The following is a 14,809-nucleotide window of genomic DNA, read 5'->3' on the forward strand; positions in this document are numbered from 1 at the left end:
GAGCCTACCAGGGCCCGGCCCTTCCTTTCCCCCGGGTGGCTCGGAGGGGAGGTCGTGGTAGAAGGTGGGTGTTCCACGCGGAGGAAGGACGCTGACGACCGGACAGGAGTGGCTGGTGGATGCGAGCGGGTGCCTGGCGGAGCGCCTGAAGGATGCGCGTGCGCTCGCGGCCCTTTTCGAGGAGCTCATCGTGCTGCTGGAGCTGAAGGTGGTGGGCCAGCCGCAGTGGCACGTCTTCCCGGAGCCGGGTGGCGTCACCGGGCTCGCGCTGCTCGCGGAGAGCCACCTGGCCGTCCACACCTTCCCGGAGCATGGCTTCGCCGCGCTCAACGTCTACTGCTGCCGCCCCCGCTCGCGCCCGGACTTCGAGGCGCTGCTGGCGCGGCACCTGGGCGCGGCCTCCTGCCGCGTCCGTGAGCTGCCTCGGGGGGTGGAGGCGTGACGCAGGGCAACTGCCCCTCCTGTGGGGCTCCCATCGAGTTCACCGCTGGCACCGCGCTGGTGGTGGTGTGTGGCCACTGCCAGACGGTGGTGGCGAAGAAGGGCATCCGGCTCGAGGCGCACGGGAAGATTGGCGCCATCGTCGACACCGACTCGCCCCTGCAGCTCAACGTGGAGGGCCGCATCGGCCGTGACGGCTACCGGCTGGTGGGCCACCTCCAGAAGGACCACGGCGCGGGCCCCTGGGACGAGTGGTACGTGGAGTTCGACGACGGGCGCACCGGCTGGCTCTCCGAGTCCGAGGGCGCCTTCCACCTCCTGACGTCCGTCGGCACCGAGGCGGGCCTGTCACTCGAGGACTTCACGCCCGGCCACCGCTTCAGCCTGCGAGGCAAGCGGCTCGTGGTGGAGGAGCGGGGGCACGGCCGAGTGGTGGCCGCCGCGGGGCAGCTCCCCAACGACGTGGACCCGAGCGCGGACAGCCACTACGTGGACGCCACGGGAGGGAGCGGCGTCTTCGCCACGCTGGACTTCGGCACCGGGGCGAGCGACCCCGAGGTCTTCATCGGCAGGAAGCTGAAGCTGGAGGAGTTGGGCATCCCGCCGGACCAGCTCCGGCCCCGGGTGCGGAAGGTGGCGCTGCAGCAGGCGCGCTGCACCAACTGCAACGGCCCGCTGGAGCTGCGCGCTCCGGACCAGACGAAGCGCGTGGCCTGTCCCTTCTGCGGCGCGCTACTGGACGCGAGCCAGGGCCGGCTGGCCTTCCTCCAACTGCTGGAGAAGCCGGACCACGCGCCCCTGATTCCCCTGGGCGCCAGGGGCAAGCTGAAGGGTGCCGAGTGGGTGTGCATCGGCTTCCTGGTGCGCTCGTGCACGGTGGAGGGTGTGCGCTACCCGTGGGAGGAGTACCTCCTCTTCAACCGGGGGCGCGGCTTCACCTGGCTGATGAACTCCAACGGGCATTGGGTGTTCCTCGAGCCGCTGGACGCGGGCGACGTGGCGGTGGCCCAGGGCACCGCCGCGCACCTGGAGGGCCGGCGCTACCGGGCCTTCCAGTCCGTGACGGCCGTCACCGAGACCGTGCTGGGCGAGTTCTACTGGGAGGTCCAGGCGGGCGAGTCCGCGGAGGCCGAGGAGTACGTGGCGCCGCCGTACTCGGTGAACGTGGACCACACCGAGAACGAGGTGACGTACACGCGCGGCGAGTACCTGCCGCCCGACACGGTGCGGGACGCCTTCCAGCTGAAGGAGCCCCTGCCGGCGCCCCACGGCATCGCCCCCAGCCAGCCCAACCCGCACTCGAGCGCGTCCCTGTGGACGTGGACGGGCGTCTGGGGCGTGGCGCTGCTCGCCATCTTCCTCCTGGTCAATGTGCTGGCCGCCAGGGAGACGGTGCTGGTGCAGGAGGTGAGGCTGGATCCGGACGCACAATCCGGCACGCCCTCGGCCGTGCACTTCAGCAAGCCCTTCGACATCCACAAGCGGGGTAACGTGCGCGCCGAGCTGTTCTCCCCGGTGGGCAACTCCTGGCTCGGCGTCCAGGGCGACCTGGTGAACGAGGAGAGTGGCGAGGTCATCTCCTTCTACGACGAGGTGGGCTACTACTACGGGTCGGACTCGGACGGCACGTGGTCCGATGGCAGCAAGGAGGAGGACGAGTACCTGTCCGCGGTGAAGCCGGGGCGCTACACGCTGCGCACCACGGCGTTCTTCGACGGAATGGCGAGGGGGCAGAGCTACCGGGTGACGCTCGTCAGTGACGCCCCGCGCGCCTCCTGGTTCTGCGTCTCGCTGGTGTTGTTGCTCCTGGGGCCCCTGTTCGCGTTCTTCCGCTCCTCCAGCTTCGAGTCCGCGCGCTGGGCGGAGAGCAACCTGGGCTCCGGCTCGGATGATTGAGGGAGGCAGTCCATGAAGTACTTCGGTGGAATCATCGTCGTGCTCTACGCCCTGGTGGCGTTCTCGGGCTGGGAGCCTTTCACCCGCGCGCAGCGTGGCCAGGTGGCCACGCGTGGCGGCGGAACCCGTTACTGGACCGGCGGTTTCATGGGAGGGAAGTGATGTCGCTCGGCGTGCTGGCAGTGGTGGTGAGCCTGGACAACCTGGTGGCGAGCCTCGTGTACTCGCTGGTGGGGCTGGCCGTGTTCGTGGCGGGCCTGTTCATCTTCCGGCTCATCATGCCCTTCGACGTGCACAAGGAGATCGAGGTCGACCAGAACACCGCGCTCGGCATCGTCATGGGTTCCTTCATCCTCGGCCTGGCCATCATCGTGGCCGCGGCCATCTCGGGCTGACGTCCCGCGGCAGGCAGTCCCCGCTTGAACAAGACGCTCCTCTTCGTCACCGTCCTCGTCATCGCGACGTGCGGGCTCATCTACGAGCTCATCGTCGGCACGCTCGCCAGCTACCTCCTCGGCGACTCCATCACCCAGTTCTCCACGGTGATTGGTGGCTACCTCTTCGCCATGGGGATTGGCAGCTGGCTGTCGCGCTTCATCGACCGGGGCCTGCCCCAGCGCTTCGTCGAGGTGGAGCTGGGGGTGGCGCTGGTGGGCGGCCTGTGCGCGCCGCTGCTCTTCCTCACCTTCGCCCTCACGGACGTCTTCCGGGTGGCGTTGTACGGGAGCGTGCTGACCATCGGCACGCTGGTGGGGTTGGAGATTCCCCTGCTGCTGCGCATCCTCAAGGACCAGGTGCGTTTCAAGGACCTGGTCAGCCAGGTGCTGACGTTCGACTACCTGGGCGCGCTGGCGGCGAGCATCTCCTTCCCGCTGCTGTTCGTGCCGAAGCTGGGGTTGGTGCGCACCTCGCTGCTCTTCGGGTTGCTCAACGCGCTGGTGGGCCTGTGGAGCACGTGGCTGCTGGCGCCGGTGCTGGCCCATCCGCTGCGGCTGCGGGTGAAGGCGGTGCTGCTCAGCCTGTTGCTCGTGGTGGGCTTCGTGCTGGGTGACCGGCTCACCGACTTCTCCGAGGAGCACCTCTACGCGGACGAGGTGGTGCACGCGACGAGCTCGCCCTACCAGAAGATCGTCCTGACGCGCGGCAAGCGGGGCTTCTCGCTGTACCTCAATGGCAACCTGCAGTTCTCCAGCGTGGACGAGTACCGCTACCACGAGGCGCTGGTGCACCCGGCCATGGTGCGCGCGGGCCGGGTGGAGCGGGTGCTGGTGCTCGGTGGCGGGGACGGGCTCGCGGCGCGCGAAATCCTCAAGTACCCCGAGGTGAAGAACCTCACCCTGGTGGACCTGGACCCCGCCATCACCGGGCTCGCCGCGCAGTACGGCGAGCTGGCCGAGCTCAACGCGCACGCGATGAAGGACCCGCGGCTGCACGTCATCAACACGGACGCGATGAAGTTCCTCGGGGACGAGGGCGACTCCTGGGACGTCATCGTGGTGGACTTCCCGGACCCCAACAACTTCGCGCTGGGCAAGCTGTACACCACGGGCTTCTACAAGCTGCTGAAGAGGCGGCTCGCGCCGGACGGGGTGGCCGTCGTCCAGAGCACCTCGCCCCTCTATGCCCGGCGCTCCTTCTGGTGCGTGAACACCACGCTGGCGGCCGCGGGCTTCTGGACGCAGCCGTACCACGCGCTGGTGCCCTCCTTCGGCGAGTGGGGTTACGTGCTCGTGGCCCACGAGGGCACGCTGCCGCGCCGTCCGCTGCCGCAGGGGCTGCGCTTCCTCTCCGAGGACACGCACCCCACGCTCTTCCAGTTCCCCATGGACATGGGGCCGCTGCCGGCGGAGGTGAACCGGCTCAACAACCAGGTGCTCGTCCACTACTACGAGGAGGAGTGGCGGCGGTGGAACTGACGCGGCGGGAGCTCGTCGCCGCGTTCCTCGGCTCGGCGGTGGCGGCCAGTGCCTGCCGGAGGGCGCGCCCACGCGAGCCGGTGCCCGGGGCCATCGTGGACCGGGCGGTGGACGTGGGGCACAAGCTGCGTGGAGGCCCGCTGCCTCGCGCGGCGGAGGCCCAGGCGGTGGATGTGCTGGTGGTGGGCGCGGGTGTGGCGGGCCTGAGCGCGGCATGGCGGCTGGCGGCCGCGGGCGTGAAGGACGTGCGGGTGGTGGAGCTGGAGGCGGAGGTGGGCGGCACGTCGCGCTCGGGGCGCAACGAGGTGTCCGCGTACCCCTGGGGCGCGCACTACCTGCCGGCGCCGCTGGTGGACGCCGGGCCGGTGGTGCGGCTGCTGCGCGAGATGGGCGCGGTGACGGGCGTGGACGCGCAGGGCTACCCCGCCTTCTCCGAGGAGCTGCTCATCCGCGAGCCCGAGGAGCGCCTCTTCTACAAGGGCGAGTGGTACGAGGGCCTGTACCTGCGCGCGGGCGCGAGCCCGGAGGATCTGGCGGAGCTGGAGCGCTTCGAGGCGCGGATGAATGCCTTCGCGGCGGCGAGGGACGCCAAGGGGCGCAAGGCCTTCGCGGTGCCCACCGCGCTCAGCAGCGACGACGCCGAGTGGACGGCGCTCGACAAGCTGACGATGGCGCGGTGGATGGAGGCGGAGGGCTTCCGCTCGCCCCGGCTGCGCTGGCTGGTGGACTACGCGTGCCGGGACGACTACGGCACCACGGCCGAGGGCGTCTCCGCGTGGGCCGGCATCTGGTACTTCGCCGCGCGGCAGGACGGGAAGGGGGAGCGCAGCGAGGGCTTCCTGAGCTGGCCCGAGGGCAACGGGCGGCTGGTGGCACAACTGCTGTCCTCGTTGCAGCCGGGGCAGGTGGAGCGGGACGTGCTGGTGCACACGGTGGAGCCCGTGGAGGGCGGCTGCCGGGTGGACGCGGTGGAGGCGGCAACGGGACGGCCTCGGGCGTACCGGGCCCGGCAGGTGGTGCTGGCCTGCCCGCGCTTCGTGGCGGCGCACGTGGTGGCGCCGTGGCGGCAGCAGCGTCCTGAGTGGCTGGGCGCCTTCCAGTACGGGCCCTGGGTGGTGGCGAACCTGACGCTCTCGGAGGCGCCCCTCTCACAGGGCTTCCCGCAGGCGTGGGACAACGTCTTCTACGAGAGCCGCAGCCTGGGCTACGTGGTGGCCACGCACCAGCAGCTGCGCATGGACGAGCGCGGGCCCACGGTGCTCACCTGGTACCTGCCCATGGCCGGGTTGGACGTGAAGGCCGAGCGCCAGAAGGTGCTCTCCGCGGGCTATGCCGAGTGGGAGGGCCTGGTGATGGCGGACCTCCTGGCCGCGCACCCGGGCATCGCCGAGCAGGCCCGGCGTCTGGAGGTGATGCGCTGGGGGCACGCCATGGTGCGGCCCTCACCGGGTTTCATGTGGGGCCCGGCGCGCCTCGCGGCCCAGGAGAGTCTGGGAGACGCGCTGCACTTCGCCCACTCGGACCTGGGCGGCATGGCCCTCTTCGAGGAGGCCAACTGGTTCGGGGTGAGGGCGGCGGAGCGGGTGCTGAAGGGCTTCGGCCGGGCCGGGCCGAGCTGGCTCTGAGTGCCTCACGGCATCCACGATTCGGGGATCCGGCCTTCCAGGAGCTCGAGTCTGTCGCGGTAGAGCTCCACTTGAGGATCTCCCGGATGGGAGGTCTCCAGGATGTGGAGCCACACCCAGGCGTCTTCCGCGTCTTCCTCCGCGATCAGCAGCTCCATCTGGGCCGCGCACAGCGCGGAGATCTCCGACACATGCAGGCTGCGCTGGGACAGGAGCGGCTCGAGCAACTGGCGGGCCTCCTCCAGGCGACCAGCCTGGATGCGCAGGCGGGCCACCGCGCAGCGGCCGAAGAAATAGTCTGGCCAGCGTTGATGAATCTCCTCGCTCATGCGCTCCGCCTCCTCTGCATGCCCCTGCAGCTGACGGGCAACGGCCAGGTTGTTCATCAGATCGGGTGAGTCCGGTTCGAGGGCGAGCGCCTCCCGGAGGAACTGCTCCGCCTTCCTTCCCTGCCGCCCTTGGAGCAGCTCCACGGAGCGCTCCAGCAGCCGCTCCACTCTGGGGGCGTGTTGCTGCCTCAGGGGCGTGTTGGACACCTCGATGTCGAGCCAGCGGTAGGGCTGCCGGCGCTTCCCCGTCCAGAGCATCAGCTCGTCCTCGCGGGCCGCTCCCGCGGACAGGGCGACACGCGCGGCACGGAACCGATCACCCAGGGCGCCCCGCTCGCCGAGGGCGAAGTGCTTCAGCGCCTCGACGAAGGGGATCTCCTCCATCAGGTCGCACAAGCCGAGGATCAATCGCACCCCCTCCGGACTCCCGCGGTCCAGCAGCAGGGGAACGAGGGGAAGCACCTCGGGAAACTCCGCCAGCAGGACGGTTCCCAGGGGCCGCTTCTCCGCCTTGTTTTCACTCAAGGCCTCCAGGCGCTGGCCCAGCGCGTTCATCCGGGCCGGTGGCAGCCAGCCCGCCAGGTCGAAGGCCCACGGCGCGGGACGCAGGGCCACGGGCAGGTCGAGCGCCTCGAGGTTGCGCAGGGCGGGTTCCAGGTCGGGCATCAGCTCCAAGGCCTCCGCCCACCAGCGGCTGGCCCGGCTGGAGTCACCCTGGCGGAGCGCCGCGACAGCCGCCATGTGCCGCATCTGGGCTTCCGATGAGGGCAGCTGGGGTTTCTGCTCCCGCTCCATCTTCTCGAAGGACTCGAGCACCCCCACGTCATCACCCAGGTAGGTGAGGGCCTCGAGGGTCTTCAGCCAGCGGTCATCGGCCGGTGCGGTGGAGGCCGTGAGCCGTCCGGCGGACGCGTGGGCTTCCTCCGTGCGGCCGGAGAGCAGCAGCACGCGAGTCAGGTTGGCGAGTGCATGGACGTTGTGCGGATGGGACTCGAGCACCTGCCGGAAGGCGGCCTCCGCCCGGGCACAATCCCCCTCCGCCCAGGCCGCCTGCCCGAGGTTGTTGAGGATCGCGGGCATCCGCGGCCAGACCGCGTACAGGGCCTCCGCGGCCTCGCGTGCCTCATGCGTCCGCCCCGAGGCGAGCAGGTGCTGGATGCGCTCGTGCTCCAGGGCGATCCGCTCGCCCTGCTCCCCCGCCTCAGCGAGCCCAAGCGTGGAGAGCACTTCTGGCACGGCCTTCTCCAGTTGCTCCAACGTCTGCCGGGTCTCGGCGGCGTTCGGGTGCGAGGGCCATCGCGCCAGGAAGCGCCGGAAGGACTGGAGGGCGATGACGGGGTAGAGGTTGACCAGCGCCGCCGCCCCCGCGGCCAGCGCCAGATCCGGATCATCGGGACGCAATGCGCTCAGCCGCTCCACGGCGGTTTGATAGCGCTGCATGTCACCGACCTCGTAGGTCAGGTCGGCGAGTGTCTCCAGGACCCGCGGGTCGTCCGGGAAGCGCGACTCGAGCCGGGTGAGCACGGCTCGGGCCTCCGCTGTACGGCCTTCCTCGAGGAGCGCCTCGACCGAAACCCGCGCCGCGCGCAGACGCTCCGCGACGAGTCCTCCTCCTCCCGTCTTCTGCCGCCGCTTGCTCCGCTTGCTCATGGATCCTCTCCTTTCCCGCACGGGCAGCCCACCCCGTCAGGGTTACCGGAAAGGTGGTATTCGCGAGGTGACCGGAGAAGTCAAGCGGAGAGGAGGGCGCCGACCGGGCGCATCACTCCCAGGACAGGTCCAGCTCGATGCTGAGCTCTCCCGTGGGCCGTGCGCGCGCCCGCACGTTCTTCAAGCCGAGACGCCCGGCGATCGCCAGTGCTCCCCCCTCGTGGTACGGGAGCGGGGTGAAGGCGCATTGGATGGCGAGGATGCTCCTCCTCGGTCCCCTCCAGTGCACCGTCGGCTCCCCGTAGGGCATCACGACCTTGTAGATCGTCTGAAGGGCGCCCACCCAATGCTTCGGATCCGTCGCGGTCATCAGTTGCGCCGACCGGCCCACCGCGGAGTCCATGTAGCTCTCTCCGGACATCCGGCCGATCTGCCGCAGGGACTCCTCGACGCTCCCATACCTGGAGCTCAGCCCCCGTCCCGCGGCCGCGAGCAACCGGAGGAGGGCGCTGGTGGGGTAGCTGAAGAAGTCCAGCAGCTCCTTCTCCCCACTCGCTTCCACGCACTGCCGCACGACGTCCTCGGTTCCGCCGAGGTCTCGCACGGCCTTCAACGTGGCCTTGAACAGGATGCCGCGAGTCGTGTGCTGCGGGGTCGCCAACCGCAACCGCTGCTCCAGATCCCGCTCCACGTCGTACGAGGCGCCGCTGTCCGCCTCCCATTCATCGTGCATGCATCACTTCCAGCGGGAGCAGGAGTTCCATGCCGCCAGCCCGCGCACGGATGGTACTCCCGTCCCCAGGTGCCAGACACCGGGCGGACACCCGATGGACACGTGCCCGCCCGGCCGTCCGAGGAGCGAGTCCCTGTTGCCGGGTAGGCTACAGGGACTGGACGGTGCAGCGTCCCTCCGCCCCGCGCGTCAGGTCCTCCGCCACGGTGCGCAGCAGGCCCCGTGTCAGCGACGAGCGCTCCGCCTCCGTCTTCTCCGCCTGCGTGAGCCACCGCGCCACCTTCCCCAGGCTCGCCGCCGTCACCACTTGTAGCCGCACCCCCACCTCCACCACGAACGTCTTCTCCGCTTCCGGCTCCTCCTCCAGCACCCACGCCACCCGCTCCAACTCCAGCGGCTCGGGCTTCACCCCCAATGGCCTGCCGTCCAGCACCCAGCCGCCTTCCTTGGAGGACCAGGCCAGCACCTGTGTCAGCCGCGTGGCGTCCACCTGCTCGGAGAACCACAGCGCCCGGCGGCGCAGCAGCGTCAGCTCCACCTCCAGCCGCCCCGCCAGCCCCAGCCGCATCAATCGCTCCAGCTCCGGAGCCACCAGGGCGAAGGCCTCGGGCCGCACCACCACGCGCCGCCCCACCCGTGTCGCCGAGCACGTCACCCGGGGTGGGTCCTCCGCCCGGGCCGGGGGCGCGAGGAGGCCCACCGTGGCCACCAGGGCCGCGCCGAGCCACCTCCTCGCCCTCATGTCGAGTGCCCCCATGGCGCCTCAGAAGGTCCGCGCGAAGAGCAGCCGTGCCTCGGGCACCAGCGCCGCCCGCTCGTCCGTGCGCCATGCCGCCGTGAAGCGCACCGAGTCCCCGAAGTACAGCTGCGCGCCCACGCCCAGCCTCGGGTCCATCCAGCCCGCCTCGTCCCGGTGCACCGTCCCCACGTCCGCGAAGGCCCCGAGGAAGCCCCACCGGTACTCCGCGCTCACCAGCACCGAGGCGTCTCCCCGGAACTCCTTGAAGGCGAAGCCGCGCAGCGCGTCCCACCCGCCCAGGGCCTCCCGCTTCTGCAGCGGCAGATCCTCGCCTCCTGCCGCGCGCAGCCGCAGCCGCAGCCCCGAGTCGTGTCCGGTGTTCACGTACAGCACCGAGTCGCTCACCGCCTTCCAGAAGCGGAACCGGTCGTCTCCCCCCAGCTCGGGGCTGCCCACCTCCACCGTCAGCAGGCTGCGCACCGCCGAGCGCTCCGGCCACTCCCAGTCGTGTTGCAGCAGCGACAGCTCGGGGCTGCGGAAGAGCGAGCCCACGCCCTCCGCCCGGACCGCGTCGCTCGCGTACTCGAGGTGGCCCACCACCGACGTCATCCTCCCCTCGTCCACCGCCGGGTTGGAGAAGGGCGCCGAGTCACGCCGGAAGAGGGAGAAGGGCGGCGAGAAGCTCACCAGCGACTCGTACGTGTCCCGCCGGTACTCGGCCCCGAGGAGCCACTGCGTCCCGAGCCGCCAGGTGGCGAAGCCCGTGAAGCCGCTGCGCCGGAAGTACTCCGCGTCCGGACGGTTGAGGAGCGCCGAGTAGATGAACGAGTCGATGGCTCCCAGCCGCCACCGGTCGAAGGTGTCCGTGAAGTCATGGAGCTGGACGCCGATCTCGGCGAGCCGCAACACCGGCACCCGGGCCTTCGCCCCCACCAGCCAGTTGAGCCGCCGCTGGAGCCTCGTCTGCTCCGGATCCTCCGGAATCCGCTGGCCGCCCCACCGCAGCGGAATGGTCAGCGCCGCGTCCAGCTTCACGTGCGCCCGGTTGCGCACGTCCCACAGGTCGACCGAGCCCGACAGGCCGGGCGCGAAGCCCGTCACCTGCGTGTGCATGGGGATGAGGTCCACGTCGAAGGAGGGACCCCGTGGCTTCACGTGCACCACCACGCGCCGGCCCACGGTGGTGATGGCGTCCTCGGACGCGCGCTCCCACTTCTTCGTCAGCTCGCTCCAGGACAGCTCCACCTCCTCCTCTTCCTGGTGCTTCTTCCGCTCGCGCCGCTCCTCCGGCACCAGCTGGTAGCGCCGCACGCCGCCCTCCACGCGCTCCTCCTGGAAGCGCGTGTCCTCCGAGGGGAGCGTCTCCACGTCCCTCAGCGACAGGAAGGGCATCTCCGCCTCCAGCCGGCTCGCCGCGCGGCGCAGATCGCTGCGCAGCAGCACGTTGCCGGGCTTGATGCCCAGCACCTCGCGCACCTGCTCCGCCACGTCCTCGTCCACGCCCGTCACCTCCACCGCTTCCACCCGCCCCTCGTCCACCCGCACCGTCAGCGAGCCGTCCGGGCTCAGCGCGGCGTCGAGCGTCGCGAGCGGATAGCCCTCGTCGTGGAGCTCATCCAACCCGCGCTCCAGCGCCGCGGGCAGGCCCCGCCACACGAAGCCAGGGTGGAGTTCGCCCTTCTTGAAGGAGGCCAGCAGCTCCCGGGGAGGGTACGGCGCCGGGCAGGTCTTCTTCCGGGCGGAGATCTGCACCCGGCCGTCCTCCGTCTCGATGCGCACGCTGATGTCACCGTCGTCGTCGCCGTCCTCCTCGTCGTCGCCGTCATCGGTGGAGTACGGCGGGAGCCGGAACAGCTCGTCCCGCACGTCCCGGAGCTCGTCCTCGCTCAGGCCCTCGAAGTCCACGCGCGTGACGTAGGGCTGCTCCTCCAGCACCACCACCAGCACCGGGGTCGAGCCCTCCACGAGCCGCACCGTGGGCGTCACCCGCGTGAACAGCCCCGTGCGCGCCAGCCGGCGGAGGACGATCGCCGCCTGCTCGGGCGAGAGCGGCCCCCTGGCGGGAATGCGGGCCAGGTTGCGCACCTGCGTCTCCGAGAGCCGCTCCAGGCCCTGGAGCTCCACTCCCGCCAGCGCGCGGTTCTCCCCGTTGATGCTCAACCGCAGCGCGTCGAGCACGTCGGAGCCGCCCTCGTCGTCATCCTCGGAGAGGCAGGGATCGTCCTCTCGCGCGGGCGGCGGCGCGGGCGGCGGCGCGGGCTCCTGGGGGGCCTCGGGCGTGGGGGGCGGCGGGGTGCCGGCGTCGGCGGTCCCCTGGGCATTGGCCGTGAGAGAGAGGATGCAGAGAAGGAGTGCGAAGCGGTTCATGCGGGACGGGAGGAGCACGTGGCGTTCCAGGTCACCTGGCGCGGCAAGTACGCGAAAACACGGTGCCCGAATCCTGGGGCAGATGTCATCTCCACATCCTGATGTCGCGGGGGTGATGTCCTAATGACATCGGAGCCCGTTCAGGTGGGCAGCTCACGCTCGGTGGGGGGCCGCGAGAGCGGGAGGGAGAAGTAGAACCGGCTCCCCCGTCCCACCTCGCTCTCCACCCACGTCCTCCCACCGTGGGCCTCGATGATGCCCTTCACGATGTACAGCCCCAGGCCCGTCCCGGACTGGGAGGCGCCCCGGACACGCCAATACCGGTCGAAGACGTGCGGGAGGTCCCCGGCGGCGATTCCGGGGCCGGTGTCCTGGACGCAGACGACGAGCTCCTCTTGCATGCGCCGCGCGGAGACCTGGATGGTGCCATGGTTGCCCGTGTACTTGATGGCGTTGCCCACGAGGTTCGACACCACCTGCCTCATCCGCGGCAGGTCGTACGTCATCCGGGGGAGCCCGGGATCGAGGTGGACCTCGAGGTGCTGCTCCTTCTCCTGGGCCACCGGCCGGAACATCTCCACGCTCTCGCGCAGACAGTCCGTGATTTCGTGCGGCATCCGGTGGAGGGACAGGCGTCCGGCCTCGATGGCCCCCGCGTTGATCAGATCCTCGATGAGCAGGCTCATCTGGTCCACGGTGCCGCGGATGACTCCCACGTTCCGGGTGAAGAGCTCCTCGTTGTCACGGGCCCGGGACAGCAGCCGCGTCGCGAGCGTGATGGCGTTGAGCGGGTTGCGGAGATCATGCGAGACGACCGCGAGCACCTCCTCCCGGCTCCTCAGCGCCTGTTGTGCCTCCCGGTAGAGCCTGGCGTGGTCGAGCGAGATGGCCGCGCGGAGCGCCAGATCGCGAGCGAGCGCCAGATCCTCGTCGGTGTAGCGGCCGGCCCGCACCGAGGCCACCGTGAGCGCTCCGAGCGTCTGCTCCCCCACGTTGAGGGGGATGATCATCGCCTCGCGGGCGAGGGGCGGCTCCGCGCCGTCATCACCATCCGGAGGCGAGAGCCCGAGCATGACCTCCTCCTTGAGGACCAGCGGCTCACGCGAGTGGATGACGCGCAGGACGGGATGGCGCGAGCCGGGCTCGAAACGGATGCGCTGGGACCCGCCCCGCCGCGGGGGCCTGCCCACGGTGGACTCCGCGGCCCGGACCACCCACCGGCCCTCCGCGTCCCTCACGAGGAGATCCACGCTGGCCACCTCCGCGAGCTCGGGGACGAGCAGCTCCACGATGAGCCGCACGAGCTCCTCGTCATCCAGTGAACGCGCCAGGCGCTCGCTGGCCTGGGACAGGAAGCGGAGCCGGTTGCGCTCCGTCTCCAGTCCCCGGTGGAGTCTGCTGTTCTCGATGATGACTCCCGCGTAGGCGGCGAGCAGCTCGATGATGCGTTGATCCTCCTCCGTGAAGGCGGTCCCCCCCACCTTGTTCGCCAGGTAGAGGTTGCCCACGCTCTTCCCCTCGTAGCGGATGGGAATGCCGAGGAAGGGGCCCAGCTCCGGATGCCCGCCCGGCAGCTGCTGGAAGAGGGGGCTCTCCCGCACGTCCTCCACGCGCATGGATTGTCCCTGCCGCGCCACCCATCCGAGGACCCCCACGGGCCGAGGGGCGCGTCCGAGCCTCCTGGCCACGTCGGGGTCGACGCCGCTGAACACCCAGGAGTGGAAGGGCTTGCTGGAGTCGGTGCCGATCCCCAGGGCCGCGTAGTCGGCGCCGGTGAGCTTCCGGGCCCATTCGGTGATGCACTGGTGCAACTGGGAGGTGCCGCCGGGCTTCCAAATCTCGTCTCCGATGACGATCGACGCATGGACGATCGCCTCCAGGCGGCGCACGAGCCGCCGTGAGCCCTCCAGGAGCCGCTCCCGTTCGCGCTCGAACTCCTTGCGCTGGGTGATGTCCTCGATGATAGCGAGCAGCCCGGTGGCGCCGTTCCCGAGCACCAGCCCGGAGGTGATGATTCGTGCCTCCACCCGCGAGCCATCCCGCCGCGTGCATTCCATCTCGACGGCCCGGCGCGAGTCCGGCCCCTCGAGCGGGCATCCCAGGGGAATGGGAGGCGCGGAGCCGAGCACCTCGGTGGGGGACCACCCGAAGAGGTGGGTGGCCGCGGGGTTCCACGTCGTCACCTGGCCCGTTCCGTCCAGACCGATGACGGCGAGCGGCATGGCCGAGATGATGGAGTCGAGCAGCCCGCTCGTCTGCTTGAGCTCCGCCTCGACGGAGTGGCGCGTCTCGGCCATCTGGTTCAGGGCCGCCGCGATTCGTCCGAGCTCGTCGCCAGGTGGCAGGGGAATCCGGAAGCCGAGCGCACCCGCCGAGAACTGCCCCACCCCCTCGAGCAGGAGCTCGACGGGGCGGTTGATCGTCCGGGCGAGGACCTGCTTGCTGAGGAAGACGAGCAGGAGTGTCGCCACGATGCCCGTGGAGATGGCGGCGATGGTGAACCGGGCGGTCGTCCGGGCCCGTTCGTTGCGCAGCGCGAGGAGCCTGTTCTCCTCGGCGCTCATGGCCTGGATGGTCCGGGAGATCTCATCCATGGTGGAGTGCCCCTCCAGCAGGATGGGGGAGAGGACGCCATTCGGGTGCCCTTGCCGCTCGCGTGTCTCCACGGCGCTTTCGAGCAGTCGCAGGCGCCGGGTGACGAGGCTCCTCAGGTAGGTCACCTGCCCCTGCTGGACCGGGTTGTCCGCCGTCAGGCGGGCCACGGAGTCGAGCTGCGGGGGAACCCTCCGCGCGAGGTCGGACAGTCTGTGCTGGAATTCATCGGAGCCGGTGATGATGAACCCGCGAGCCATCGACTCCGACTGGCTCACATCGACCCGCACCTCCTGCAGCGCTCCCAGGACCTCGTGCGTATGGCGGACCCACCGCTCGCCGTCGATCCACTGTCGGGCACTGTGAAGTGAGATCACCCCCACGATGACGTAGATTGCCGAGGAAGCCAGCAGAAGGGCCCTCGTGCGCGCTCGGAGCGTCATGCCTGGCCTCAGCACACATTGAGGACGGGCCCACCCGGATGGCAATGGCCGGGTTGGCTCAAGCGTGCCTTCTCCTGC

General features: G+C 70.4%; 11 protein-coding genes. 6 read left to right on the forward strand and 5 right to left on the reverse strand.

From position 1 onward, the window contains the following. The first annotated feature begins 64 nt into the window (after positions 1–64). Genes speD through NR810_RS13855 form a run of 6 tightly spaced genes read left to right on the forward strand, consistent with a single transcriptional unit; the run spans position 65 to position 5,878 of the window. Positions 65–442, forward strand: coding sequence for an adenosylmethionine decarboxylase (gene speD / locus NR810_RS13830; protein WP_343213362.1), 378 nt, complete (start codon positions 65–67; stop codon positions 440–442). Further along, positions 439–2,337, forward strand: coding sequence for a DUF4178 domain-containing protein (locus NR810_RS13835; protein WP_257452650.1), 1,899 nt, complete (start codon positions 439–441; stop codon positions 2,335–2,337). The genes speD and NR810_RS13835 overlap by 4 nt, the downstream gene beginning before the upstream one ends. 12 nt (positions 2,338–2,349) lie before the next feature. Next, entirely contained in the window at positions 2,350–2,499 is a 150-nt protein-coding gene (locus tag NR810_RS13840) for a hypothetical protein (RefSeq protein WP_257452651.1), read from the forward strand. Next, positions 2,499–2,732 (forward strand): DUF350 domain-containing protein, encoded by a 234-nt coding sequence (locus NR810_RS13845; RefSeq protein ID WP_257452653.1) that lies wholly within the window; start codon positions 2,499–2,501, stop codon positions 2,730–2,732. The genes NR810_RS13840 and NR810_RS13845 overlap by 1 nt, the downstream gene beginning before the upstream one ends. Positions 2,733–2,756: 24 nt before the next feature. Continuing rightward, the gene (locus NR810_RS13850) at positions 2,757–4,253 is read left to right on the forward strand and encodes a polyamine aminopropyltransferase (protein WP_257452655.1); all 1,497 of its coding nucleotides are present in this window, start codon (positions 2,757–2,759) and stop codon (positions 4,251–4,253) included. Then, positions 4,244–5,878, forward strand: coding sequence for an FAD-dependent oxidoreductase (locus NR810_RS13855; RefSeq protein ID WP_257452657.1), 1,635 nt, complete (start codon positions 4,244–4,246; stop codon positions 5,876–5,878). Before NR810_RS13850 ends, NR810_RS13855 begins: the two co-directional genes overlap by 10 nt. Before the next feature lie 5 nt (positions 5,879–5,883). Here the strand turns inward: NR810_RS13855 and NR810_RS13860 are convergent, their stop codons facing one another. The 5 genes from NR810_RS13860 to NR810_RS13880 form a co-directional block, all read right to left on the reverse strand. Further along, entirely contained in the window at positions 5,884–7,857 is a 1,974-nt protein-coding gene (locus NR810_RS13860; protein ID WP_257452659.1) for a tetratricopeptide repeat protein, read from the reverse strand. Between the two features lie 112 nt (positions 7,858–7,969). Further along, a complete protein-coding gene (locus tag NR810_RS13865; protein WP_257452662.1) occupies positions 7,970–8,590 on the reverse strand; it encodes a DUF2378 family protein in 621 nt (206 codons plus the stop codon). A 148-nt stretch (positions 8,591–8,738) separates the two neighbouring features. Next, a complete protein-coding gene (locus tag NR810_RS13870; protein WP_257452665.1) occupies positions 8,739–9,332 on the reverse strand; it encodes a hypothetical protein in 594 nt (197 codons plus the stop codon). A gap of 21 nt (positions 9,333–9,353) precedes the next feature. Further along, the gene (locus tag NR810_RS13875; protein WP_257452667.1) at positions 9,354–11,696 is read right to left on the reverse strand and encodes a BamA/TamA family outer membrane protein; all 2,343 of its coding nucleotides are present in this window, start codon (positions 11,694–11,696) and stop codon (positions 9,354–9,356) included. A gap of 140 nt (positions 11,697–11,836) precedes the next feature. Beyond that, complete coding sequence (locus NR810_RS13880) at positions 11,837–14,731, reverse strand: GAF domain-containing protein (RefSeq protein ID WP_257452669.1); 2,895 nt, start codon at positions 14,729–14,731, stop codon at positions 11,837–11,839. Positions 14,732–14,809 lie beyond the last annotated feature (78 nt).

Source organism: Archangium lipolyticum, from assembly GCF_024623785.1.
Taxonomy (GTDB): Bacteria; Myxococcota; Myxococcia; order Myxococcales; family Myxococcaceae; genus Archangium; species Archangium lipolyticum.